Genomic DNA, 23754 nt, shown 5'->3' on the forward strand with positions numbered 1-23754 from the left:
CGGTATCTTTACTGACGGACTGGAATTACTTAGAGAAGTGCAAATTGAGAGGTGCACAGTCATAGTAGTACAACGAAACAGCCAAACCACTCCGAAAAAATGCCTACAGTATGGCAGATAGTCGTTCGCCGGCCCTCCTCGACGAGGATGGAAACCTCTTCGGCCTCGTCAACGTCGTCGATGCACTGGCCGTCCTGCTCGTCATTGCGGTCGTTGTGGCAGGCGCCGCACTTGTCCTCCAACCGGAGCCAGAGCCACCTGATCCAAATACTACCAACGTCACCCTCGATCTCGGGACACAACCCTCATACATCGTCTCAGAAATCACCGGGGGAGATACGTACAGTCCAAGCGGTAATTCACAGCTCACGATCACAGACGTCCATCTGACACCGCAGGGCAACCAGACACGTGTCATCTTACGCGCTACGCTTCAGGGACCGCCTGACGGGGACAGTCTCACATATGCGAATGCGCCCCCGCGCCTCGGGCGACCGCTAACCATCGCGACGAGTCGATACGAAGTAGACGGCCAGATTCGTGCAGTGGGTGGTGACAACAGTTTCACTCAGGAAGACACGACGGTGGTTCTCAGAGACACCATGGCCACCGCCGAAGCGCGAGACGTCACCCCCGGTGATGAGATCCGACTCAGCGGACGCACTGTTGCGACTATCGAAGACGTAGCTGCATACACAACCGAGAATTCAACCGAACAGACCGTCTTCGTCGAAGCAGAACTCGACACACACAGACAGCAGTCTGACCGTCGGTTCGGCGGCACACAGATGCGGCGCGGGCAGACGGTCACGCTCCCGGCCGAAGACTACACCTTCGACGGTCGCATTGAAAAGGTGGATAGCGGCCTCCAGCCAACGACTACTGATGTGCTCCTGGAAACAACCGTCGATGCAGAAACGGCTGGCCGTATCGCTGCCGGCGACGTCACTACCGTCGCCGGGTACGAGGCAGCCGAAGTACGAACGGTTACCACGTACGCGACACAGAACCCCGACCGCAAACGCGTGCTCGTTGGGCTCTCGTTGGCCACTCTCGAAAACGCCGGTCGTCAGCAGTTCGGTAGCGCCGCCGTCCAGCGTGGGAACAACATCACTATTTCGACTGAAAGCTACGCGCTCTCCGGCACCATCGAACGTGTTGGCGCACTCGAACCGCGTGGAACGCTCACCAATCGGACGGTAACCCTACGGATGACCGATATGCGTGCGGACATGGCGGATGCGATCGAACCCGGCATGACCGAGACCAGTGGTGGCGAAACAATCGCTCGCGTCAGCCGCGTCAATACCGAGCCATCTGTCATCATTACGACGGGCGATAACGGCACGGTAAACGTCGCTGATCATCCGTACTTGCGTGATATCACTATCACGACTGAACTCCGGGTCCGCGAGTCGACAAGCGGTGTCCAGTTCAAAGGCGAGTCTCTCCAGCAGGGCTCGACAGTTGTGATCAATCTGGGGACAATCACTATCGAAGCGACGGTTGTGAGTGTTGGGCTCTGAACGACATCACAAATGGTATGGTAGATCACTCAAACCAGTATGTAATCGGATGTCCGAGGAATCCGGGTCGCTAAACCATGACGCTGTCGGAGAGAAAATCAGCGCGATTAGCGACGGGTCACAGGTCATCAGCACCGGGCGAGCGATCGGCACTCGTGTAAGTGAGTTCGTTCGGGAGTCGTATTGCTATCGCTGGCTCACGAAGGAACCTGACCCAGACATCATCGTTATCGATCTTCGAGAGACGTACACTGTCGGTCCGTTTATTACGCTGCTGGATACGCTTATTCCACATATTGAAGACGCTTGGAATCAGTCGCGTGTGGAGTCTGCCGCGAGCCGAGTGTTTGAACGGCTTAGTGAGGAGGTGTTTGACCCGCTTTCCGAGACGCGTGGCTACGAACTCGCAGTCTCGGTCTTGGTGCCACCGGAACCACCAGAGCAAACGCGCACTGGGGATGACGAATCGGAATCTGCCAGGGATGGCTCGACCTGACGTTCCAGAATATTCTTTTTAGTAATTCCAGCGACTTGCCAATACTCTCTTCGGGGTGAGGAAATCGCAGTTTCAAACAATCTTGAATGACCCCAGGCTGAGTTTTATCGCGAGTGCAGTCAGAAATTCGCGCTTCTGGCACGTCCGACCATCCATTCCTGCGATGGGATGTTCCTCAACTGGCGAAGCCCGGGTATTGCACTCACACTTCCGATATTACCCTTTTATCCCGGAGTGGCTTCGGAGTCTGATCCGGATAGACCACCCAGAATAGTCGGTGTACGGATATGATGACGGTGATTCGGAGTGTGATCGCTCGGGCAGGCGGTCCCGAAGTGGACAATAGGCAATCATCTGTGATAGCCTCGGCTCGTTAATGTGATAATGCTTGGTGGCGTTCCGGAACTGTACGTCCTCTCGACCAAGGGGACCCTTCGGGAGGATCGTTGAACATCAACCCTCTGGAACCCGACGAATCAGGATCCGAGACCTAGTCAATGAGACGGTAAAACGGGGGTCAACTACAAATTTGTGGTTATGATCCTGCTGTGGCGAGTGGTTTACATATATATATATATATATATAATTCCTGAAACGTATAGTGGTCCGCGTTTGCCGGAAGTGCGCACAGTCAGTCGGTTTGGGCACGCGTCCCCACCGTTTGTTGCTCGTCTCTCGGACCAATAGTAGCACACAGGTATTACCACAGAACAGGTCTCAGTTGGTGCTGGTATGCTCTCATCGAATCCCGACTCAACAACCGGAACGAGCCGAACGGGTTAGTTTTCAGGCCAGAGCTGGTCTTTCAGGGACCGCTCCCACACCCATTCGCCGTTTTCCCGGTACCAATCGATGGTTCGCTGTATCCCCTCACGAATATCAATCTGTGGTTCGTAATCGATCAGGTTCGAGGCCTTAGAATAATCACAGTGAAGCTGCTGGACGTCCAGCGGTCGGAACCGAGACTGTTCAACCTCGATGCTCACTTCGGCGTACCCCATCTCTTCTGCGATTATGTGCGCAAGCTCCTCGACAGTATAGTCCTTACCGAAGCCGAGATTCACGACTTCTCCTTCCGCGTCGGGACAGTTGATAAGCTTCGAGGCGCCGCGGACTGCGTCTTCGACGTACGTAAGGTCGCGACTCGCCTCAATGTTCCCCAGCGACAGCTGATTATCCGTCGATAGCTGTGCGATCAATTCTGGAACGATGTAGGGGTGAGTTTCTCTTGGCCCGTAGCAATTAAACTGACGGAGGATGACGACCGGGACGTCCTGTTCATGGAAGAGCGTAAAGCAGAGGCGGTCGGCCGCGAGTTTACTGACCGCGTAGGTTGACTGCGGATACGTACGGTGAGACTCGCTCATCGGGACTTCCTGTGCGGTCCCGTACACTTCCGACGACGAGTAGGTAAGGATGCGCTCAACCCCAGCGTCCCGGCACGCGAGCAGCAGTTTGAGCGTCCCGTTCGCGTTCACCGAAAAGAAGTCTGTGGGTCGGTCATAACAACTCGGGATGTATGGTTCTGCGGCGAGGTGGAACACGTAGTCGATTTCGTTCGAATTTAGCAAATCGACCAGATCCGACCGCAAGATGTCACCACTGACGAGGTCGATGTGGTCCGCCAAGTCGGCTCGTTCCCCTTCGATTCGGTTGACGATATTTTGTAAGTTATCTAGAGCGCCCGTCACGAAGTTGTCCAAGACGGTGACGTGGTTGTCATTCTCGAGCAGTCGCCTGACGAGAGCGGAACCAATGAAGCCGGCGCCCCCAGTAACCAGCACCCGCTCGTTCTGGAGTTCGGTAACCATACAGGTTAGTTTTTTTCGGGGATTATAACCTTCTCGTCTCGATGCCGAGGTCAGAGGGCATCGCGGATAACGTCACATATCTCGATTATAATCTGATCATTAAGATTCGGAGCGGACGGCAGATTCATACCACGCTCGTGGAGTCGTTCCGTCACGGGGCAATCGCTTCCACTCCCGGCGTAGGGCGGTTGCTCGTGGAGTGGGTAAAAAAATGGCCGCGTCTCTACGTCGGCATCAGCGAGTGCGTTCCGCACCCGCTCGAACTGTCCGGTCGTTCGAAACACCGGGGCGACCATCCAGTGGGCTGACTCCCCCCAGCCGGGTGTCGCCTGGAAGCGAACGTCCTGCGTCGTCAACTCGCGGCGATATGTCGCAGCGACGCGGCGTTTGTTCTCAAGGATCGCGTCGGCACGCTCAACCTGCCCAATGCCGATCGCGGCCTGTATGTTCGTCAGTCGATAATTGTACCCGATCACCGAGTGGTAATATTTTCTGTCTCTCGACATACCGTCCCGCCGGAGCAGCCGTATTCGCTCTGCAAGTTCGTCGTCGTCCGTCGTTATCATCCCACCCTGACCGGTGGTGAGGATCTTGTTCCCGTAAAAGCTGAAACAGCCGACATCGCCGAGGCTCCCCACACGTCGACCACGATACGTCGCTCCGTGTGCCTCGGCAGCGTCCTCGAGGACCAAGAGGTCATGCTCGTCGGCGAGCCGTTGAATCGGCGTCATCTCGCATGGCTGTCCATAGAGATGGACTGGCATCACCGCCTTGGTGTCTTCGGTGAGACGCTCACGGACGCTAGCGGGGTCAAGTGTGTATGTGTCCGGGTCGACGTCCGCGAACACCGGAGTTGCACCGACGTAGGACACCACGTTCGCACAGGCGATCCACGTCAGGTCCGGGACGATTACCTCATCTCCCTCGCCGATCCCGGCAGACAGGAGTGAAAGGTGGAGTGCAGCGGTTCCGGTTGAGGTAGCGAAAGCGTGTTCGGTTCCGATCCAAGCCCCGAATACATCTTCGAACTCCGTAACGTACTCGCCCTTCGGGGAAATCCATCCACGTTCGAGTGCGTCAAGCACCCGGGAACGCTCGGCGTCCCCAAATGTCGGTTCTGCAAGCGGAATCATGTATAAGTAGTAGAGTGCCAGTGAAAGTGATCGTACATTCTCAAACTATAAGCGTTGCATTTCATTTTTCTGCAAGGGTCCTGACTATCTCTAGATCTATCGGTTCGTCAATATCAATTGACCGGTCTCTTGGCATTTCGAATGGGACTGTAGCATCGGTATAGAATGATTCGTGTTTAATAAAAGCGTTCCTCCGCGCGGCAAAGATGGCCCCGTTCGGGCAGCGCAAAGCTGGAAGGTCCTGGCTACGTGGAATGTCGTCAGTCCAAAGGACGTCCCTATCGAAGTACGTATGTAGGTACCCGTCATCGTCAGGTTCCACTGCCCAGAAAGGTGGTTGCTCAAACTCAGTCACGGAGATGACCGACTTCGCAGCCTCGTCGTTTTGCAGCTTCCGTACTGCCTGGTCGATGTCATCTACTCGACGGAGTGGAGAAGTAGCTTGCAACTTTACAACCACGGTCGGCGGTTCCTGTTGTTTTTCGATCCAGTTGAGCGCGTGTTGGATGACCGGTGGCCCCGGTGTCTCATCCGTTGCTAGTCTGGCCGGCCTTATAAAAGGGATTTCCCCGCCGTACTCGCGTGCTACTGAGGCTATCTCCTCGTCGTCAGTCGAGACAATCACTCTGTCTATCGTTGTCGCTTCGTTCGCCTGCTCCACCGTGTGGGCGATGAGGGGTTTTCCAGCCACTTCCTTGATGTTCTTTTTCGGTATCCGCTTTGACCCCCCACGCGCCGGAATTACGGCGAATACGTCACACGTCATTGCTTGATACCGTGTCGACGTCGGAGACGACGGTACTCCGCCATCGACGTTATCTCGAATTCCTGACCGCCGAATTCGGCTACTGCGGGTCGAAACGGTGGGTAATACATCGCCCGGATGAATCGATCGATTTCATCGTCAGACCACTGATGGTTAATAACTCCGTCGTTTGGAAGGTCGCCTCGCCCGTGATACGTGCCGACCCCCGTCTGTGGTCGGCCGCTGTACTCTTCTTCCACGATCAATTCGAGTACTGGCAGGAAGTTGCTCATTCCGGCGTGGATGAGTCGGTGGTAGAGCGAATAAGCGGTATCGGTAGGCCCGATGGAGACCTCTTCCTGCTTGAGTATCGGCCCAGTATCAATTTCGTCTGTCATGTAGTGGTACGTGTAGCCGGTACGCGATTCACCTTCGACCATCGCCCACGGCACCGACAGCACACCGGCGTACTGCGGGAGCAACGATGGGTGGAGATTCACACCACCGTACTGTGGAATATCGAGAATACGGCTCGGAATCTTGTCTCGATAGTAGAGGGAAAAGATGAGGTCTGGGTTGAAGGCCTCGATCCACGACTCTGTATCGGGGTCGGAAATATCGTCGGTCTTATACGATATATCCTTCTTTTCGAGAAACTCCAGTAGTTCTTCGTTCCGCTCAATATCGTAGGTCAGGACGCGAAGTTGCTCTTTTTCGAAGCCACTATTCAACAACTGCCTGATCGCTAGAATCCCAGACCGATAGAACGTCGCCAACAGAATTTTCGTGTCAATCATCACCGTTCACTCTTAGCGCCTAAGCGTAGCAACAGTTGTTTTAAGTCTCTTGCGTTCCCGTGATGTGATTCGACTACCCGAGTCAGCCCTGACATCGACGACACGGGTATGTCGTCGTCGGTTGGATTGACCGCGTCGTGTTGGTCAACGCGTCCGTTATTTGTATGCAGGTGGAGACAATCGAGATAGTCTGCTACTTCTTGTACGACTCTTGACTTATCGTAATCAAAGGTCTGTGAGGACACGTTCAGATGGCCAGTATCGAGTAAAACGCCGCAGTCAGATGGGTCTACCTCCTCGAATAAACGACTGAACTCGTCAGGTCGACAAAACATGAGGAGGGGGTCTCCTCCGACCACGTTCTCCGTGGTGACGACGTTGTTCTCGATCGAGATCGACACGTCGGTCGACGTCGCATGGTCAATTACAGACCGCAGTGACGAAAGAAACCGTTCGAAGCACGTTTCGTAGTCGGGTGGCGACTGCTTAGGGAATGTCAGGGACAGATCCGGGTCGACTCTGAACCCGCCGTGGAACGTGTACCGCGGTATATCGTGCTTCTCGCAGAAGGTGATCGCGTCCTTGACGTAGTCGACGCTTTGTCGTCGCAGGGACTCGTCCGGCGATGCGAGGTTCAGGATGAACTCGTCCTGAACGGGGAGAAAGTAATTGTGGGCAACGAAATTGAACGAATACTCCTCAACTAGCGCCGAGACATCTACATCCTTTTCGCTGCAGTAGCCGAGTTCGACGTTTTCGATGTCGGCCCGAGAGTACGCCATTAGTGTTTCCTCCATCCCGGTGTCTGGAAGACACTGCGTTGATGCACATATCATGCGATGTGATCCCACGTAATCGGTGCATGCTTGGGGATCTCCTGCGTGGTAGACTTACCGACGACATCGTCGTAATTCCACGGATCTATTCCTTCGTCTGGGCGGACGATCAACAAGTCGTCGGGAGAGATAGCCGCACCAGATTCGATATCGCGACTGGCGTGTAAGCTCCGGCGCATGGAGTGTTTGTTGTTCCGTTCCACTGTGGAGATCAACCGACGAGTACTTCCGATCGCCTTCTCGGCGAATCGCACGTTGTCCACCATCTGCGAGAGTTCATCGGGTTCTAACGACGCGTAGTGATCCGGGCCCTCCATCCCCCGGTCTAGAGTGAAGTGCTTTTCAATCACAGAGGCTCCGTATCCCATCGCCAAGACTGGAGCCACGACCCCCCTCGTATGATCCGAAAACCCAACCTGCCCAGGGAACGCCGTTGCGAGAGTCTCGATAAATCGCATATTGAGTTGGGTGGCCTTAGCTGGATACGATGAAACGCAGTGCAAGAGAGTGACGTCCCCGCAATTTCGAAACCGGAGGAACTCGACTGCGCGTTCAATTTCACCAAGGTTTGCCATCCCCGTGGAGAGGATGACGGGCTTTCCTGTTTCTGCGATCGCGCTCAAGAGGGGTTTATTCACGATGTCGGCCGAGGCGACTTTATACCGATCAACGCCGGTGGATTCAAGAATTTCGACGCTCTCCGGGTCGTACGGCGTAGACATGAATTCGATCCCAACTTCCTGGCAATATTCCATCAGGACGTCGTGATCTTCTTCTCGCAGTTTTACGTTGTCCAGCATTTCGTACTGGTTTGTACTGGCATCCCGTTCCTTCTGATAGTCGGCCTGCTCCGTCTGAGCTGTCGCGACTTCTTTCGGCTGGAAGGTCTGAAATTTGACCGCGTCAGCACCGGCGGAAGCGGCTGCGTCCACAAGGTCTTTCGCGATCTCGATATCGCCGTTGTGGTTCACACCCGCCTCCGCGATAACTTTACAGTGGGGTTCGAAACCAGTGTCTGCAGTCATGAATGAGTACAACTCACCATCGGATAAGAATATATCGACGTATGGCGACCACTGTCTCCCCCATGCTTCCCCGGTCGTGGGTGAGCGTTGGTAGATCTGTGATCGAACGAGGCGGCGCCAGCGCTGGTAGAATGGGACAATCGCGGCCAAACACATTCGATTCCGATCGAATCACGTACACCGATGCTCATCAAGTACCACACCTAGCTATGATCGTGTCTGTCGACGTGCTTGCGGACTATACCCACGACAAGATGCCATATCCCGGGGGCGACGGCTAGCGGATCGGATCGTTTTTATTGGTAGAGGGTCCACCGCCGATTGAACCCTACTTTCCTAAACAAATGAACAACGAAGCCTCGCAGCGGGAGAAGCTAGCTGCGCTCGAACACGTCGCTCGTCATCGGCCGCTGACGACACTCGCCATTCTTGGGATGAGTCTGGTAGCCGCCGTGCTGGAGGGTATCGGTCTCAGTTTCATTCTTCCCATCATTGAGGTCACCCGAGGGCAAACGTCTTCGTCCGACCAGAGCCAATTCGTTGAGGCGTTCGTTACGCTCTACGACGTTCTAGGAATTCCGTTCTCACTCGAGTACATCATCGTCGGTGTTATCACCGTCATGGGTGTTCGGTACGGGTCCAGTTTTGTCGTCGACTGGTTGAAGGCCTATCTCCGAACAGATTACGTCCGTCACCTGCAGACAACGGCCTTCAACCGGGCACTCGATACCGAGATTGCGTACTTCGATGAAAAGGGGTCCGACGACATCCTCAATACGATAGTGACGCAAGCAGAGTATGCCGGTCAAATGATCCAGTGGCTCGTCGAGATCCTCAAACAAGCGTTTATGAGTTTGATTTACGTGGCGATAGTGGTCTATTTGGCACCGAAGTTCCTGATCGTGGCAGCCGTTTTCCTCGGTGGCCTCTTCTATTTCGCGCGGAAAATGGTCGAGTCCGGCTACTCCGTCGGTGATCGGGTCGCCGACGCGAATCACGAGATACAGACGGTCGTTCAGGCCGGGACGCAGGGCATCCGCGACGTGAAACTCTTTGCGCTCTCGGACGAACTAATGGACGACTTCCTTGAATCGGTTCAGAAGTATACCGATTCGACGATCCAACTGTATCGGAACCGGTCTGCGATTGATCACTTCTATCAGTTCACCATAGCCGTCACAATCTTCGCTTCGCTGTACGCGTTCCTCGAGTATTCTACTCTTTCGTTCGGCGGACTGGGACTGCTCTTGTTCGCAGTCTTCCGACTTGCACCCCGAGTTAGTACAATCAACAACCAGTTCTACCAGATCGAAGGACACCTGCCACACCTCATTCGGACCCAGACGTTCGTCGACGAACTAGCGGACCGGAAGGAACCGGGTTCCGACGGGGACCCATGCCCCGATCAGCTCGAAAGCGTTTCCTTCCGCGATGTCACCTTTGCATATCAAGATGAAACCGTACTGGACGATATTTCCTTCGCGATCGAGCAAGGCGAATTCGTCGCGTTCGCCGGTGGCTCCGGGGCCGGGAAGTCGACCATCGTCTCGCTTCTCGCTCGTTTCTACGACCCCGACACAGGGACCATCACGGCCAACGACGTACCAATCGAGACCTACAAACTTGACGAGTGGCGCCGGCGGCTCTCGGTTGTCCGCCAGCAACCGTACATTTTCAACGATACGCTCTGGAAAAATGTGACCGTCGCTGACAGGGATGCGACCAAGGAAGAGGTCGAAGCGGCCTGTCGAGCGGCGCAGGTGACGGAGTTCCTCGACGAACTACCGAACGGATTCGACACCGTGCTCGGTGACGACGGGGTCCGACTCTCGGGTGGCCAGCGACAGCGAATTTCCATCGCGAGAGCCGTGCTCAAGGACGCGGAAATTCTGGTTCTCGACGAGGCGACGAGTGATCTGGACTCGCACCTCGAAGAGGAAATACACGAACGCATCGAGCGTCGCGATGACGTCATGCTCGTCGTCATCGCGCACCGTCTCTCGACGATCACGGATGCGGACCGGATTTACGTTGTAGACGATGGCGGGGTCCGGGAAGTGGGCCCCCACGACGAGTTACTTGAGCAGGATGGAATGTACGCCTCGATGTATCGAACGCAAATCCGGTCGCCCTGATTCACCTCGTCAAGAAACCGCACTGGCGTTATTCCAAGCGTTTTTAAATTCCACCGACTTGAGCATCCCTATGCTCTCGAAGTGGCAGATCTATCAGACTCTCTCTAGGGCCGGTCTCGGATCGGCCGCAATCCGGCTAGAGAATCACTTTACTCAGAAGTACGACTTTGCGGATCTGACGGACGAAAGTATAAAGTCGTATTCGGAGCCTACAGATGAGGGGTACGTCCTCATTCCCCTCACGCGCGGGCAAGATGGGCTGAATTCCTTCCGGTACTGTATTCTCGCACACGCCTTTCGGACGCGGGGCTACACTCCGATTATTCCTCTTTGCCACGCCGATCTCGATCTTTGTCAACGGAAGACGTGCGAGAAGGATGGGAAGGCGGTCTGTGACGTGTGTAACTACGCCGGGCGGTCGCTCCTTTCAGCGTTCGGACTTGAGGGCATCCCCATCGAGTCACTGCTCAGTGAAACGTACGGTGCACCGGAGGTAGATACAACGCTCGAAACATATCGCGGAATTTCCGTCGCTGATTACGCGATGTCATCCACTCGCCGCTTCCTCTTGCGACACTCGATCGACTTTGAGGACAGCTACCATCGTGAAACGTACCTCAGATTCCTCCGAAGTGCGGTCATCCTCGTCGACATGTGCGAGGCGCTGTTCGAGCAATATCCGTTCGACGCTGTTCTCGCACACGACGACCGTTACGTTCACGGCGGGATCCATCTCGCAGTCGCGCAGAAACACGGCGTAACGTCGTACAGTCACGACCTCGGTCGCCGCGAGGGGACTATCCTGTTCGGTGACGCAGGAAACCGCTCCTCATTACCATTTTTTACTGACCATGATACGCTCCAGACGGAGTTAGCGGAACCACTCTCTGCTAGCGAGGAGCGCCGCGTCGAAGAAATCATGGCTGCCAGAACCGAAGGCTCTGACGTCAGGATCAACTATTCCGCTCGAACCAACAACTCGTTCGACTCGTCTGCTGACTGTACGGTCGGCATATTCACGAACCTGATCTGGGACGCTTCTCTCGAAGTCGAGGAACTCGTTTTCCCCGACGTACTCGATTGGATAGATGACACAGTCGAACACGTGTCGAGTGTCGATGACGTACAGTTCGTCTTGAAGACCCATCCCGCCGAGGCGAAGTTCGGTACGGACGAGTCAGTTGAAGGACGGATCCGTGACGGCCACGACCCACTCCCCGACAATCTCGAAATCCTATCACCGGATACCGACGTCGATACGTACGCGCTTATTCGTGATCTGGACGCAGGGATCGTGTACAACTCTACCGTTGGCCTTGAGATGGCGTACGAAGGTGTCCCAACTATCGTGGCCGGGGACACCCATTACCGCGATCTCGGTTTCACGTTCGATCCAGAAACGCAGGACGAGTACTTCGGATTGCTAGGCGACATTCGCGATCTAGAGATGGACGAAGAAATGGTCGCACGCGCGAAGCGGTACGTACACGTCTACTTCGAACGCAAGCACGTCGACTTTCCGTTCTTCAAGACGCAGTCTGCAGGCGACAACGAGTATTTCAAAGTGGAACATGACAAGGTCAAGCCAGGGAACGAGAACTTCGATTTCATTGTTCGGAAAATCCTCGCCGACGAACCGGTGCTACGGTAGGTACCGCCGCTCACATCTTGTATCCAAGCGCCTCTAGCTGTTCCGTTTCTACTCCGTTCTGGAACTCGTTCGACTGGTCGGCCCGCAACTGGCGACACTCCTGGTACCACAAGCCGAGTTCCGCCCGCAATTCGCTGGCGGTTTCGGTGTCCTCACTGATCCTGTTCTCCGTCTCCCGTGGGTCCTCGTCGACGTGATAGAGCATCTCATCGTCAACAAGGAGTCTATATCCGATCATCTCTCGCAGATGATTTTTGAGGTTCTCGAAGGACCAGTCTGGTGGATCGATAGAGATGAGCTTCCTGTCCGTAGAACGGACGCTGGTGAAGGCTGGCCCGCGCCGTCGGCTCTGGGTTCTACTGAACACGAACTCATGTCCAGACACGACTCCCGGCTCCCAGACAACCGATCCTTGTCCGCTGAGGAATTCAGGATCAACGTCTGCTGCTCGAAGAAGCGTATATGGAACGTCGATCAGTGACACGACCTCGTCGTGAACACCACCATCCGTCGACGAGGTTTTGAGAACGAACGGAACGTGGGTCTGTTCGTCATGCGGGATAGTGTTGTGTCCTCGCGCCGGATTCCGGAACAGTACGCGTTCACCGAACGCCTCGCCGTGGTCACCGACGACCGCGACGATAGAATCGTCGGCCCGTCGGTTCGATTGCAGGTATGAGCGTAACTCCCCCAGCATATTGTCCCAATAGTTGATGCAATCGTCGTAGAGACTTTCCAGCCGTCGAACTCCCCGGAGAACCGCGAGAACCCGTCCGGTGGGTCGTAGGGGGAGTGAGGGTCGATCGACCATATGAGGACGAACGTATCCTCGTCCTCGTGTTCCCCGAACCATTCGAAGAGATAACTGTTCAGGTCCTCGGCCCGTGGATACGCGAGTATATCCTGGTCGGTGTCGTGAAGTTCACGGTCGGCCGTCGTCGTGGTCCGTCGATCGAGTACTTCGGGGTGTTTGTACACCTCGATTACGTCGTCGAACCCGCGGTCGAAGCCTGTCGCGGACGAGACGTTGCCCATCGAGGTGACGCAGAGCGTCTTGAAGCCTACGGAGGCGAAGAAAGCAGCGGGACCCCGCCCGGTATGCTGTCAGAACGCGTTTCGAAACCGTGTGCCGGCGGATAACGGCCCGTTAAAAGAGACGAAGCGACCGGACGAGTCCACGTGGACGGGCTGAAACACTGAGTAAACAGCCGCCCTTATTCGGCGAGATTATCAAGGTTCGGAGTCGTGGCGCGATCGTATCCGTAGGCGGAGACGTGATCCGCCCGCAACGAATCGACGACGGACAGAATGACGTCCATTGCTTGCTCTGATAACTTTCACAAACGCACTTAATCGAATCGTTTGAGCGAGTCATGCTCCGGCGCCGACCTGTGTCTGTTACTGTTTTCACCGATGCTATGCCGACTCTGCGTCCGGCAGACCAGTAGATTCACAATAGCCGCTAGCCTACGAATCGCTCACACATGGCTTCTATCGGCGTTATCTATCCTCGTCTCACTGCCTTCGGTGGTGCGGAAGCAGTCTGTCTTACCATCGTTGACGCTCTCCGTAACGAACACGACGTGGAACTGATCACTGCAACTCCTCCTCGAACGCGGGAGCTGAGTACGGAACTGGTCGGGACCGAGTTTACCCTCAACTACCGGGAACTAGACGTCGACGCGACCGTTCCCGGTCGCGTCACAAATCTACTCGGGACCGTGAGCGGAAATAACTTCGACCTAGTGACGAAGTCCCTGTTCATCCGTCGCGTCCGTGCCATTGCACCGGAGTACGACCTCCTTGTGAGCGTCCGCGACGACGTTTCGCTCCCGCAGCCGACGCTCCAGTACGTTCACACGCCACGGTTAGCGTTGCTCGCCGCGGGTCGTCGGGTATCGCACCCTGACCGGAGTGAAAAAAGTACCGTCAGGCGCATCTACAACCATATTTGTACCACTCTCGCCGGACACAACCCACCGTCCGTTCATAACGACGTGTTGCTGACGAACTCTGACTGGACCCGATCGCTTACCAGAGAGTTCTACGGTCCCGACGTCGATATTCGGACGGTGTACCCACCCGTCACTCTCTCCGAGTTCGATCCCGTTCAGTGGGACCGCCGAGAGAACGGTTTCGTAACGATCGGCCGCGTCTGCCCATCGAAACGGACGCTTCGGACCATCAAAATCGTGTCTGAACTCCGTGACCGCGGATTCGACACCCACTTACACGTCATCGGGACAGTCGGGGATTCCTCGTACGCCGACAGCGTCTGTGACGCGGCGGCTGAACGGGACTTCGTCAGCCTCGAGGGCGAGGTGAAGCGAGCGACGCTTGTCGAACTTCTGACGACCCATCGGTATGGTATTCACGGGAAGGAGCGAGAACCGTTCGGCATGAGCGTCGTCGAAATGGTCGGCGCAGGTATGATTCCGTTTGTTCCGTCGGGGGCGGGGCCTGCCGAGATTCTGGGTGGCGAAGACGCACTGGTCTACGACTCCCTCGAGGATGCCGTAACGCTTGCCGAAGCCGTCCTTGAAAACCCCGACGTTCAGGCATCCCTCCGCTCGTCGTTGCCCGACTCGAACGAGAACTACGGGCCAGATCGATTCAAAACGAGCGTCGTCGAAGCTGTGGAGGAACTGGTTTGAATGTCGGGTTCGCTGGTCATCTCACTGGACACTGAACTCCAGTGGGGGTTCCACGGCATCGATGCTGAAAAGGAGTTTTCCACCGCCGGACGGGAGGAACGATCGAACGTCGATACACTACTTGACCTGTTCGACGCCTTCGATGCACCGGTGACGTGGGCAGTCGTTGGGCACCTGTTCCTAGACGCCTGCGACGGACGGCACGCGGATATCGAGCCGCCCCGAAGAGACTGGTTCGACACCGATCCGGGAACGTCACAGTCCGCCGATCCCCTCCGGTACGGACGCGACATTGTCGAGAATATCGTTTCCGCCCCAGTCGATCACGAGATCGGGTCCCACACGTTTTCACACGTCCTCTGTCACCAGCGTGGGTGCACCGAGGCGGTGCTCAAAACCGAACTAAAGCGATGCCGCGAACTCGCGTCGTCGTTCGGCGTCAACCTCCGCTCGCTCGTGTTCCCGCAGAACCAGATCGATATGCTCGGAACCGTGGCCGACGCCGGTTTCACTGCCTTCCGCGGACTGTCCCCGGAACATCGGCTGCGGGACGAAGCGATTGCAGGGCGCTACCGGCGTTTCGCTCGCTACCTCGCCAGACGACCGGCACCGACCGTCCAGCCCGTCCGGGATCCGTCCGGGGTATGGGAACTTCCCGCTTCCCAGTATTTCCCGTATGTCTCGCCGGGCCCTCTCAAGGATTCTCCCATCCGGCTCGCCCGGACACTCCGCGGACTCGAACGCGCCCACGACCGGGACGAGGTGATCCACCTCTGGGCTCATCCACATAACTTCACGCCCACACTGCTTGAAGACCTGCGCCGTGTTCTGGAGTACGCGGAGCGTATCGATGTCCCTGTCCGTCCGATGGCTGACGCCGTCGCCGTGCACGCAGATCGGTCGTAGGGTTGATAACCCCCTCTCAAGAATTCACGATAATGAGCCAGCGACAGACAGTCGTCATCGGTCTCGACGGTGCGCACTTCGAGCTGCTCCGTCCGTGGATCGAAGATGGTAAACTTCCCAACATCGCTTCCATTATCGACGACGGTACCGCTGCAGACCTGTGCTCCGTTCTCCCGCCGGTCACATCCCCGAATTGGAAGGCGTATCTCACCGGGAAGAACCCAAGTAAGTTCGGGATCTTCTGGTGGGAGAACATCGACACCGACAACCGACGCGTCTACTACCCGTCCCATCGCAAGAACGAGCAGACCGAGTACTGGGAACGCATCGCGGAGGACGCGTCGGTCGGCGTCGTCAACGTCCCAACAACGTACCCACCGAAGTCCGTCGACAATGCGTGCGTGGTGGCAGGTGCGCCGGACGGCGAGAACACCGGCTTCTCGACACCGGAGTCCCTAGAAGCGGAGCTTGTGGACAAATTCGACTACACCGTCACCACCAAGAATCGAATGGAGACGAAGCCGGATGCTACCGTTGACGAGATTCTCGATCGCATCGACAGCCGGTTCAAGGTTGCAAAACACCTTCTCGAAACACGCGATCTCGATTTCCTGCAGGTGACGACGTTCTACATCAACACGCTCCACCACTTTCTGTGGGACGACGAGACGACTCTGGAGGCTTGGCGGGCAATCGACGCGCACATCGGCGACCTCCGCTCAGGAGACCGGAACGTGGTTCTGATGAGCGACCACGGATCGACGGAGATCGAGACAGTATTCAACATTAACGCCTGGCTTGAACAGGAGGGGTTCCTCACGCTTAAGCGAGATGTCTCCGATTTCATGTATCGGCTTGGGTTGACGACAAACCGGGTCGAGCAGTTCGTCGACGCGCTCGGGCTTCGGAATCTCGCGTTCAAACTCGCTCCGGAGCGGCTCAAACGAAAAGTTCCGGACGAGCAGGGCGAAGTCCACAAGGGTGCAAAGACTGACCGGGTGGACTGGGACGAAAGCGTCGCCTTAGCGAGCGGACAAGGGCCCGTCTATCTCTTGCTGGACCCGTCGACATCGGAGTACGATCGTGTTCGGTCGCATATCGTCGAACAACTCACTGCCGTGCGTGGCCCGAACGGCGAAAAGGTGTGTAACGATGTTCTGGTCAAAGAGGAGTACTACTCGGGGCCGTATGAGAACGAAGCGCCAGATATCATCATCGACCAGCGTGAAGGCGTTCATATCCGCGGTGGGATCGGTAACGACAATATATTTGCCGACCCAGAAAATGAGGGATGGCGCGCAGAGAACAAACGCCGCGGCCTGTTCGCAGCGTGTGGTCCCGACTTCACCTCGGAAGCTGTGGACCCGATGTCGATTCTCGACCTTGCACCGACGCTGTTACATCTATATGGAAAGGATATCCCGACGGCGATGGACGGAACGGTTAGGTCTGATGTGTTCGCTGCAGACAGCTCCATCACAGACACCCCTATCGAGTATCGTGACTCAGATGAGCGTGATGCAGAAATCCGGCGAATTCGACGAATTGCTCGCTCGCTTGACGACTACTAGAGGTATCCAAGATCTTCCAGCCTGTCCTCGAGATCGTCATCCTCGGCTTCGGTACCCTCCAACTCGCTGATGACGATATGGAGAATGGTGGAAGCGTATTCTTCGCCGGAGTCGAACCCGTATCTTTTGGCACGCGCGGAAAGTTTCTCTCTAAGATCCGAATCGACATCAATCTCCATATTCGTGCAATATCTCCGCTGCTAATAAATATTGTTTTGATCGTCCCCTTCGCTCCGTCTTCCGTGTCATTGGTCGTCGGATTGATACTGCGGAGCGGTTACACTGGCCCGCTGCTGCAAGTCAATAAATGCCAAAGCGATCCCAACCCACATCCATCCAGCCTTCCCAAACCCAACGAGGAAGTTCGCTTCGACGACGACGGCTGTCATCGAAGTTAGAAGCGCGAGCGCGAGCAGCCTGTGTTCGATTAACTTCGAACCCGATATCAATCTTACAAGGAATCCGCAGGTGGTAGTAATAACACCGATAACAAATACAATCGCCGGGATCCCCGCACCAACCCCGATTATAAGGAATGCATTATGTGGGAGACGATTTCGGAAGAAGTGTTGCCGAATATTTCCCCATCCGACCCCAGTTAAGATGTTTTCTGATATCAGCCTATACGAGACTTTGAGCTGGCTGAGACGGTGAGCGAGCGATCCACCCCCGCTCTCAAGGCCGGTAAATAGGTGAAAGACGAAAGCAATGGCCAGCGGAAGCAAGACGATTCCAGCGAGTCGAAGCAGGGCTATCGGCGTTCGAGCTGAGCTATTTCTCAGCGGATACAGGTAGAATGCCACGTACACCATCGCTAACAGCGCTCCCCATGTACTACGGGACTGCAGAATAAACACAACATAAAAGAGAATCACTGCTACGCCCACGAAAGGGAGATATTGCCCGCTTCGTTTCGATGTGAAAACAACGTACGGTAACGAGCCAAGGGTGAACATTCCAATCTCGCCATGTGACAACTCTATCCCCGAAGTACGCGTAAACGGAATAATGTAGGAAGCAATCGACCGCGACGGCAGGAACTCGCCACCGAAGAAAACCCCCGTAAGCGAACTCACGATACCAATAACACTAATGGCCAGACTAGAGAGAAAAACTGCCGATAGAACAGTATGTAGCCGCTTCCAGGAGTCGACGTACAGGAGCAGCGAGACAACCAGCATGAGGTACCCCACCTGTGTTATGATCCGGCGATATGAGCCACCGTTGATGGCTTGCACGAGAACATTATACAATAGAAATGTGATAAATAGGATGACAACCAAATAAAGCAACGAGAGCCGCGAAATTTCTGCCCGCAGCAGTTGTCGAATTGTGAGGGCTGTGATTGTCATTAGGATAAGAATGTTTGTGGGGCTGACAAATACTATACCAGTCGGAATCGCGTACCCGGCGAATGGGAGAGAGAAAACCATACACAGCACCAGAAGATCTACTGTGTCGAAATCTTCAGTAAATAACTCAGTCTTCTTCGACGTTTCCATCGTGTTGGTCTTATTTTTCTTGAGTCAGAGGGTCACATGAACGTTTTGATATCACTGACAAATTGGCCTGTTTGATAGCTGTATCATTTGTTGGGTTCTGTAGAAACATCGATTAAAATTGTATTTAATTCAACGAAGATTGGGGTAGAGAACTGATAATGAAAACACACTGTTTATTGCTGGTATAACTGATAATTCCGAACCGCGCTCGGCCGTCACGGCCTTATATTCCGGCATAGAAGGTATATAGATATTGGAATGCCGTTAGATGCTTCTGTCGGTAAATAAAACGACGGTAACTTTCGCTCTCAAACAATTTCACTCAAACTGAGCGCGAAACGGTCGAAATCAGTATAGGCAAATATCCAAAATGCTTAATTAAACGCGGTCATCCAGTGGCAGGTCTTTTGATTGGAGTACTATGAACCAACGGGTATGCATGCGCATACCAATTGATTTTTTAATTTCCTGCGGCTGTTTCCCTAAATACTCAACAAGAGGCCGGCGCAAAGATCTGAGCGATGCTGAATCGTGGAGTTGAGGATATATTTCTAATTCGAGACCCGCCATATGCGCAAATAATTCATATTCTTCCACTGAATAGATCAATTCGTTTTGTTCCGGCGTCTCCGCCTGCCGTTCCTCGCGAGGAATGTTGTTATCCAGCGTGATCGACCACGGCCCTAGTAATCGGTTCGGACTCAGGAGGGGGTAAAGCGTCGGTTCGCGTTGAAGCAGGACATAACCATCATCTTTCACAACGCGCGATACCTCGTGGAGTAACTCGATTGGATGGTACGTGTGATGAAATGCTGAATCAAACACCACTATATCAAATTCGTTGGCACCAAAGCCCTCTAAGTTTAGGAAATCACCGATATAAAAATCGATTAAATTAAGATCTGCGTTGACGTACTCAAGTACCGGTGGTGCCACAGAGCGTAACCAATTTTCAGACAGTTCAACGGCACAAACACGGTCTACTTTATCCATTTGAGATAAGTGACCAGATAGCCAACAATGTCCAGCGCCAAGTTCGAGAATATCGCCTTCAATTGGGCCAACCCAATGTTCAAAATATTCTAGGGTGCGATAAGATTTATTCTTATCAACCCATTCTTTGACTTCTTTGAGGTTCTCTTTATCAGCAGATTCCCACGTCGCCTCTTCGTTTTTAGACAATTCTGTCTTAGAGAGATAAGATATATCCAAATCTTCATCACTTAAGCTACCACTCATTATCGTAACTGATTGATGCCACCAAGTAAATGCGTTACGTTATTGATGGATAATGGTCGATTCAGGTGGCCAACGGTAAAACTCCAGCAGAGGGGCTGAACTGAACAGAACTATTGACTACAACTTCCCGATTTGACAACGGTCTGGATTGTTCGTTCTCCGCTTGTTGCACTATTCGGCCAATTCTCGAAACAGCTGAAACGGTTAGAATTCAATCCCACACTCGCTAGCTCTGCATGCTGTCATCATTGTGTTTCAGTGTTGACTGATTAGTGAGGGCTCCCGCGTTCTCATACGCCAGCAGTGAGATCAATCATTATTTAATTCTTAGACCGACGATACTGCACCATGTCAACGACCGCCTGTTTCTACATCGGATCTGCAACCGCATTTAATGTTGGCTTGACGACAAGGAATATCGGTCTGATGATGCACGACGATCTAGACCTCCACCTCGTCGGTACTGCGGTCAACGAACTCGACGCTGACGTACGCGAACTGTTCTCGGTCCACGGGACAGCGTACGATTCGACCCGAATTGGTGGGATGCGAGCCCTCCACTCCTATCTCCGTACACACGGTCCGGATGTACTGACACATGTCGTACAGCCGCCGATTCATGGGACTATCGGGGCGACACTCGCCAGCCTGTACGATGTTCCCTTCGCATACCGCTACAGCGGCGACAGGTTCTTTGAATACCGAGTCGCGTCCGACCTACAGTCCATCAAATTCTTCGCGGTCAACAACATGCTTGGACGTCTCCCCATCGCCCTCTCTACGAAGTACGTTACTCTTGGCCCGGCCGGGACTAATCGGTTGATGTCCCTCTTTCTCGGACCGAACGAACGCGAGGTGGCCGAACTCCCGACGCCGGTGAATCTAGACCGGTTTTCCAACGTCGGGACGGAGTCGCCGTATGGTGTCGAGGGGCCTATTGCCGTATCAATCGGCAGAATAACCGATTTGAAGGGGGCCAAGTTTATCGAAGCGACCCTCCCGCGTCTGCTTACTCGCCGACCGGACCTACATGTAGTGTTTATCGGTAGCAAACGAGATGCAATTGGTGTCCCGCCAGCGCTGGAGCATCGGGTTTCTTTCACAGGCCCAATCGCTCCAGCAGCGGTCCCGAGATATTTGACATTCGCTAATGTACTGATCCACCCATCTCTTACCGAGGGCCTCCCCAGAGTCCTACTTGAGTCGCTCGCTTCGGGCACACCGGTCGTTGCTCGAGACGTCGGTGACGTGGCATCAGTTACCGAGAACACGTTCACGACGGCGGACGAGTTTCTCGATTTAGTTTCGCAGTTCGAGTCACTCCCGGTTGATGACGTCGAAAAGTTCTCAACTGATGTGTTGCGCCATAGATACGTCGAATTCTTCAGTTCGTTTGCCTGATCGCTCGGCCGAAGTCAGCCATGGTCAGCACATCGATTTCACCCTGCTCCTGTCGTGCTCCAGCATAAGCGATAAACCGCTCAACGATGTCCCGCTGGTGAGCGTTCGAGAGGTCCCAAAGGTGAGACCAGACGTGCAGCGTGGCGTCCGACCGGATTGCCCTATCGACGCCGCGGTAGAGCCGTCTGAGGTGCCACCGTTTTCGAAGTGAGACCGGGATCAGCCTGAACACGGGGTGCGGATCGATCTGCCCCATTGGCAGGTTCGGACACCCGAGCGAGATGTACGGCGTGCTCGGTGTGACGGCAGTCCCATCACAGACGCGTCCGTCACTCGGCTGGTAAGGGGACAAAGCGTTGTGATACAGGCGCCGACCTGCATTCATCTGGATTAGCCGACACGGTTCGGGAGTGCGAACCGTGTCGATACCGTTCTGTTTGAGCACACGCTCCGGTGCTGAACTGTGACGCGGCGGGACGAATGCCCGCGACCACGGGATGCCGAACTCGTCGTGGGCGTCCTGAGCACGTCGCAGTTCCCAGTCGACCGTTTCCGATGTCACCTCTCCACACGGCGTGTGCGAAAATGTGTGCGTGCACACGTCGTGGGGAACCGGACTCGAACAGATTGCATTGATCATGTCCGGTGCATAGAAGAGAGGGTCGGATTCCACGTCCGTCCCCGGATCAGCTTCGAACCACCCGTCACCAGGACGCCCCTCATGATTGCCACCGCACGTATCAAGCAAAAGGTGTCCGACGACATCAAACGTAATGGGGACCTCGGCAGATTCACACCAGTCTAAGAGACTACTCAGCGTCCTTGTTTCGGTGCGTCGGTCTTCACTAAGGTGGTCATACTCGTTGAGGTCATGTTTTGCCCATCCGAGTTCCACTTCGAGGCTGATAACGACGCTTCCCGTCAATCTCACGCCACCTCGCTACTCTGTTGCTTCGTCCGTAGCGATTCCATGGTCTCCAGTATCGCTCTCGTCGATGACTCGATAGAATACTTTTCGAGGGCCACCTCATCGTACGTTTCGAGTGGTTTCCACTCCGTTTCTCGAATTATTTCAGGGAGTTCGTCGACCGTTCCTGCGTGAAGGCGTGGGTAGTCAGTTTCTGGAATTGTCCCGACCGGCGTCGCGAACACATGCTTCCCCAGCGTGAGGCCTTCGTACACAACTGTCGGATGTGATTCGAAATCAGACGTGAGCAATACGGCATCCGTCGCTGCGACAGTTTCGAGTGCCAAATCGTGCTCCAACACCCCGGTAAAGCGAATGCGGTCGGAAAGCCCACGCTGTTCGACCGTATTCTCGAGCTGATCGAACATCGGTCCGTCGCCGACGACCACAAGTTTGTATCGGTCGGGAAGAGCGGCGACGATATCAAGGGCCGTGTCGGGGTTCTTTAGAGGGACGAGCCTGCCTACGAAGCTGAGAACGATGTCGTCGCTGTCGAATCCCCATTCGTGTCGGAATACTGCTCTGTCGCTTGACTCGTCAGCCACGCGGATTGCTTCTGCGTTCACGATACCGGGTGTCGTTTCGACGTTGTTTCCCGCCGTTCGGATGACGTTCGCAACGCGGGAGGCCTGACAGTAGACGAAGTCCCCCAGCCAGAATCTGAAGTTGAGACGCTCAAGAAAAAATTTCGGCGTCCACTGGAACTCGGATCTCGCGGACGGTGTTCCACCGACAAAATTCACGACCGGAACGTCTTGGAACCGCGAGAGCACCTTCGCAACCCAATGTAAGGAGAGGGAGCTCACGTATATCCCGTCGACATCATTTCGAATAGACCAGCGGTACGCATAAAAGAACGTGTACAGCGAAAACGCGAGCCGGTACAACACCGCGTGCGGTTCATACCCCTCTGCTGATGCTGGCTTCGCACGCATCGGTCGATGGATCTTCACTCCATCAACCTGGCTTAAACATCGCGTCTCGCTCGTCTTCGCCGTGAACACTGTGACGTCGTGCCCGTCTTGTGCGGCGATCTGGCAGATTCTCCACTGTAATAACGCACCCCCGTTGATTGCGGGATAGAAGTCCTCAGCAAATACAGCGAGTTGCATACTGGTGATTCGATGTTTTGGAAATATATGTCTGTCCATGCGATACTGGTCCCTCTCACTGGAGATTTACAGTGTGGCAAGGGTGTCATCCCCGGGTTTCGAACCGGTGCCCGACAATCAGCCGTTTAGGGGTCGCAAAGGAGGTCCAGTAGAAATCGCTATCACAAACCTCATAATCCGCTCCAGCAAAGTCTCTCCCACCTTGGCTCGTATTCTGGTACTTTGTTCTCGGCTTCCGTATCCGCTC

Annotated in this window: 22 protein-coding genes and 1 pseudogene; 9 read left to right on the top strand and 14 right to left on the bottom strand. The window is 54.8% G+C overall.

Annotated elements, in window-relative coordinates; translation table 11 throughout:
• The first annotated feature begins 110 nt into the window (after positions 1-110).
• Positions 111-1526, top strand: a complete 1416-nt coding sequence (locus tag ACNO8S_RS10165) for a DUF4330 family protein (RefSeq protein ID WP_420181870.1) — start codon at positions 111-113, stop codon at positions 1524-1526.
• A 49-nt stretch (positions 1527-1575) separates the two neighbouring features.
• Positions 1576-2022: a hypothetical protein gene (locus ACNO8S_RS10170; protein WP_151145674.1), complete on the top strand. Its 447-nt coding sequence runs from the start codon at positions 1576-1578 to the stop codon at positions 2020-2022.
• A gap of 779 nt (positions 2023-2801) precedes the next feature.
• Here the strand turns inward: ACNO8S_RS10170 and ACNO8S_RS10175 are convergent.
• The 6 genes from ACNO8S_RS10175 to neuB form a co-directional block, all read right to left on the bottom strand.
• A complete protein-coding gene (locus tag ACNO8S_RS10175) occupies positions 2802-3833 on the bottom strand; it encodes an NAD-dependent epimerase/dehydratase family protein (RefSeq protein WP_151145671.1) in 1032 nt (343 codons plus the stop codon).
• 50 nt (positions 3834-3883) lie between these two features.
• The gene (locus ACNO8S_RS10180; protein WP_151145668.1) at positions 3884-4966 is read right to left on the bottom strand and encodes a DegT/DnrJ/EryC1/StrS family aminotransferase; all 1083 of its coding nucleotides are present in this window, start codon (positions 4964-4966) and stop codon (positions 3884-3886) included.
• Between the two features lie 61 nt (positions 4967-5027).
• The gene (locus ACNO8S_RS10185) at positions 5028-5732 is read right to left on the bottom strand and encodes a cytidylyltransferase domain-containing protein (protein ID WP_151145665.1); all 705 of its coding nucleotides are present in this window, start codon (positions 5730-5732) and stop codon (positions 5028-5030) included.
• Complete coding sequence (locus ACNO8S_RS10190; protein WP_058994870.1) at positions 5729-6508, bottom strand: methionyl-tRNA formyltransferase; 780 nt, start codon at positions 6506-6508, stop codon at positions 5729-5731. The genes ACNO8S_RS10185 and ACNO8S_RS10190 overlap by 4 nt, the downstream gene beginning before the upstream one ends.
• Positions 6508-7290, bottom strand: a complete 783-nt coding sequence (locus ACNO8S_RS10195; protein ID WP_191907473.1) for a sugar phosphate isomerase/epimerase family protein — start codon at positions 7288-7290, stop codon at positions 6508-6510. Before ACNO8S_RS10195 ends, ACNO8S_RS10190 begins: the two co-directional genes overlap by 1 nt.
• A 50-nt stretch (positions 7291-7340) precedes the next feature.
• Positions 7341-8369, bottom strand: a complete 1029-nt coding sequence (neuB, locus tag ACNO8S_RS10200) for an N-acetylneuraminate synthase (protein WP_191907472.1) — start codon at positions 8367-8369, stop codon at positions 7341-7343.
• A 344-nt stretch (positions 8370-8713) separates the two neighbouring features.
• Between neuB and ACNO8S_RS10205 the strand changes: the two genes are divergently transcribed.
• Both ACNO8S_RS10205 and ACNO8S_RS10210 read left to right on the top strand, forming a co-directional pair.
• Complete coding sequence (locus ACNO8S_RS10205) at positions 8714-10504, top strand: ABC transporter ATP-binding protein (protein WP_151145655.1); 1791 nt, start codon at positions 8714-8716, stop codon at positions 10502-10504.
• Between the two features lie 397 nt (positions 10505-10901).
• Entirely contained in the window at positions 10902-12155 is a 1254-nt protein-coding gene (locus tag ACNO8S_RS10210) for a hypothetical protein (RefSeq protein WP_420181871.1), read from the top strand.
• Between the two features lie 10 nt (positions 12156-12165).
• Here ACNO8S_RS10210 and ACNO8S_RS10215 read toward each other — a convergent pair whose 3' ends face one another.
• The gene (locus ACNO8S_RS10215) at positions 12166-12522 is read right to left on the bottom strand and encodes a hypothetical protein (protein WP_420182797.1); all 357 of its coding nucleotides are present in this window, start codon (positions 12520-12522) and stop codon (positions 12166-12168) included.
• Positions 12523-12651: 129 nt separating this feature from the next.
• Positions 12652-13008: pseudogene (locus ACNO8S_RS10220) on the bottom strand (sulfatase-like hydrolase/transferase); the annotation flags it as partial.
• On the opposite strand from ACNO8S_RS10220, the gene ACNO8S_RS10225 reads away from it, so the two are divergent.
• Complete coding sequence (locus ACNO8S_RS10225) at positions 12948-13295, top strand: hypothetical protein (RefSeq protein ID WP_420182798.1); 348 nt, start codon at positions 12948-12950, stop codon at positions 13293-13295. The pseudogene ACNO8S_RS10220 and the gene ACNO8S_RS10225 sit on opposite strands and share 61 nt — an antisense overlap.
• Before the next feature lie 74 nt (positions 13296-13369).
• Here ACNO8S_RS10225 and ACNO8S_RS10230 read toward each other — a convergent pair whose 3' ends face one another.
• Positions 13370-13474 carry a sulfatase-like hydrolase/transferase gene (locus ACNO8S_RS10230; RefSeq protein ID WP_420181872.1) on the bottom strand — a complete coding sequence of 35 codons (105 nt, stop codon included), beginning with the start codon at positions 13472-13474 and terminating at the stop codon, positions 13370-13372.
• Between the two features lie 165 nt (positions 13475-13639).
• On the opposite strand from ACNO8S_RS10230, the gene ACNO8S_RS10235 reads away from it, so the two are divergent.
• From ACNO8S_RS10235 to ACNO8S_RS10245, 3 genes are read left to right on the top strand one after another with little or no spacing between them, the layout of a single operon-like run.
• Complete coding sequence (locus ACNO8S_RS10235) at positions 13640-14809, top strand: glycosyltransferase (RefSeq protein ID WP_151145646.1); 1170 nt, start codon at positions 13640-13642, stop codon at positions 14807-14809.
• Positions 14810-15715 (top strand): polysaccharide deacetylase family protein, encoded by a 906-nt coding sequence (locus ACNO8S_RS10240; protein WP_151145643.1) that lies wholly within the window; start codon positions 14810-14812, stop codon positions 15713-15715.
• A 32-nt stretch (positions 15716-15747) separates the two neighbouring features.
• Positions 15748-17286: an alkaline phosphatase family protein gene (locus ACNO8S_RS10245; protein WP_151145639.1), complete on the top strand. Its 1539-nt coding sequence runs from the start codon at positions 15748-15750 to the stop codon at positions 17284-17286.
• On the opposite strand, the gene ACNO8S_RS10250 is transcribed toward ACNO8S_RS10245, so the two are convergent.
• From ACNO8S_RS10250 to ACNO8S_RS10260, 3 genes are all read right to left on the bottom strand, one after another.
• Complete coding sequence (locus ACNO8S_RS10250; RefSeq protein WP_151145636.1) at positions 17283-17465, bottom strand: hypothetical protein; 183 nt, start codon at positions 17463-17465, stop codon at positions 17283-17285. The genes ACNO8S_RS10245 and ACNO8S_RS10250 overlap by 4 nt on opposite strands.
• Before the next feature lie 66 nt (positions 17466-17531).
• The gene (locus ACNO8S_RS10255) at positions 17532-18638 is read right to left on the bottom strand and encodes an O-antigen ligase family protein (protein ID WP_151145633.1); all 1107 of its coding nucleotides are present in this window, start codon (positions 18636-18638) and stop codon (positions 17532-17534) included.
• Between the two features lie 528 nt (positions 18639-19166).
• Entirely contained in the window at positions 19167-20027 is an 861-nt protein-coding gene (locus tag ACNO8S_RS10260) for a class I SAM-dependent methyltransferase (RefSeq protein ID WP_151145630.1), read from the bottom strand.
• 348 nt (positions 20028-20375) lie between these two features.
• Here ACNO8S_RS10260 and ACNO8S_RS10265 point away from each other — a divergent pair, with 348 nt between their 5' ends.
• A complete protein-coding gene (locus ACNO8S_RS10265; RefSeq protein WP_151145628.1) occupies positions 20376-21428 on the top strand; it encodes a glycosyltransferase family 4 protein in 1053 nt (350 codons plus the stop codon).
• Here ACNO8S_RS10265 and ACNO8S_RS10270 read toward each other — a convergent pair.
• Both ACNO8S_RS10270 and ACNO8S_RS10275 read right to left on the bottom strand, forming a co-directional pair.
• The gene (locus tag ACNO8S_RS10270; protein ID WP_151145623.1) at positions 21412-22359 is read right to left on the bottom strand and encodes a polysaccharide deacetylase family protein; all 948 of its coding nucleotides are present in this window, start codon (positions 22357-22359) and stop codon (positions 21412-21414) included. The two genes, ACNO8S_RS10265 and ACNO8S_RS10270, sit on opposite strands and share 17 nt — an antisense overlap.
• Complete coding sequence (locus ACNO8S_RS10275) at positions 22356-23507, bottom strand: glycosyltransferase family 4 protein (protein WP_191907470.1); 1152 nt, start codon at positions 23505-23507, stop codon at positions 22356-22358. Before ACNO8S_RS10275 ends, ACNO8S_RS10270 begins: the two co-directional genes overlap by 4 nt.
• Positions 23508-23754 lie beyond the last annotated feature (247 nt).

Origin of the sequence: Haloarcula sp. KBTZ06, from assembly GCF_048595605.1 — an archaeon.
Classification (GTDB): Archaea; Halobacteriota; Halobacteria; order Halobacteriales; family Haloarculaceae; genus Haloarcula; species Haloarcula hispanica.

Bases quoted from the DNA above. Each gene is read 5' to 3' on its own strand.
- ACNO8S_RS10175 (WP_151145671.1), bottom strand. From the start codon at position 3,833: ATGGTTACCGAACTCCAGAACGAGCGGGTGCTGGTTACTGGGGGCGCC.
- ACNO8S_RS10180 (WP_151145668.1), bottom strand. From the start codon at position 4,966: ATGATTCCGCTTGCAGAACCGACATTTGGGGACGCCGAGCGTTCCCGG.
- ACNO8S_RS10195 (WP_191907473.1), bottom strand. From the start codon at position 7,290: ATGGCGTACTCTCGGGCCGACATCGAAAACGTCGAACTCGGCTACTGC.
- ACNO8S_RS10260 (WP_151145630.1), bottom strand. From the start codon at position 20,027: ATGAGTGGTAGCTTAAGTGATGAAGATTTGGATATATCTTATCTCTCT.
- ACNO8S_RS10255 (WP_151145633.1), bottom strand. From the start codon at position 18,638: ATGACAATCACAGCCCTCACAATTCGACAACTGCTGCGGGCAGAAATT.
- ACNO8S_RS10240 (WP_151145643.1), top strand. From the start codon at position 14,810: ATGTCGGGTTCGCTGGTCATCTCACTGGACACTGAACTCCAGTGGGGG.
- ACNO8S_RS10230 (WP_420181872.1), bottom strand. From the start codon at position 13,474: ATGGACGTCATTCTGTCCGTCGTCGATTCGTTGCGGGCGGATCACGTC.
- ACNO8S_RS10235 (WP_151145646.1), top strand. From the start codon at position 13,640: ATGGCTTCTATCGGCGTTATCTATCCTCGTCTCACTGCCTTCGGTGGT.
- ACNO8S_RS10275 (WP_191907470.1), bottom strand. From the start codon at position 23,507: ATGCAACTCGCTGTATTTGCTGAGGACTTCTATCCCGCAATCAACGGG.
- ACNO8S_RS10185 (WP_151145665.1), bottom strand. From the start codon at position 5,732: ATGACGTGTGACGTATTCGCCGTAATTCCGGCGCGTGGGGGGTCAAAG.
- ACNO8S_RS10245 (WP_151145639.1), top strand. From the start codon at position 15,748: ATGAGCCAGCGACAGACAGTCGTCATCGGTCTCGACGGTGCGCACTTC.
- ACNO8S_RS10190 (WP_058994870.1), bottom strand. From the start codon at position 6,508: ATGATTGACACGAAAATTCTGTTGGCGACGTTCTATCGGTCTGGGATT.
- ACNO8S_RS10250 (WP_151145636.1), bottom strand. From the start codon at position 17,465: ATGGAGATTGATGTCGATTCGGATCTTAGAGAGAAACTTTCCGCGCGT.
- ACNO8S_RS10170 (WP_151145674.1), top strand. From the start codon at position 1,576: ATGTCCGAGGAATCCGGGTCGCTAAACCATGACGCTGTCGGAGAGAAA.
- neuB (WP_191907472.1), bottom strand. From the start codon at position 8,369: ATGACTGCAGACACTGGTTTCGAACCCCACTGTAAAGTTATCGCGGAG.
- ACNO8S_RS10265 (WP_151145628.1), top strand. From the start codon at position 20,376: ATGTCAACGACCGCCTGTTTCTACATCGGATCTGCAACCGCATTTAAT.
- ACNO8S_RS10165 (WP_420181870.1), top strand. From the start codon at position 111: ATGGCAGATAGTCGTTCGCCGGCCCTCCTCGACGAGGATGGAAACCTC.
- ACNO8S_RS10205 (WP_151145655.1), top strand. From the start codon at position 8,714: ATGAACAACGAAGCCTCGCAGCGGGAGAAGCTAGCTGCGCTCGAACAC.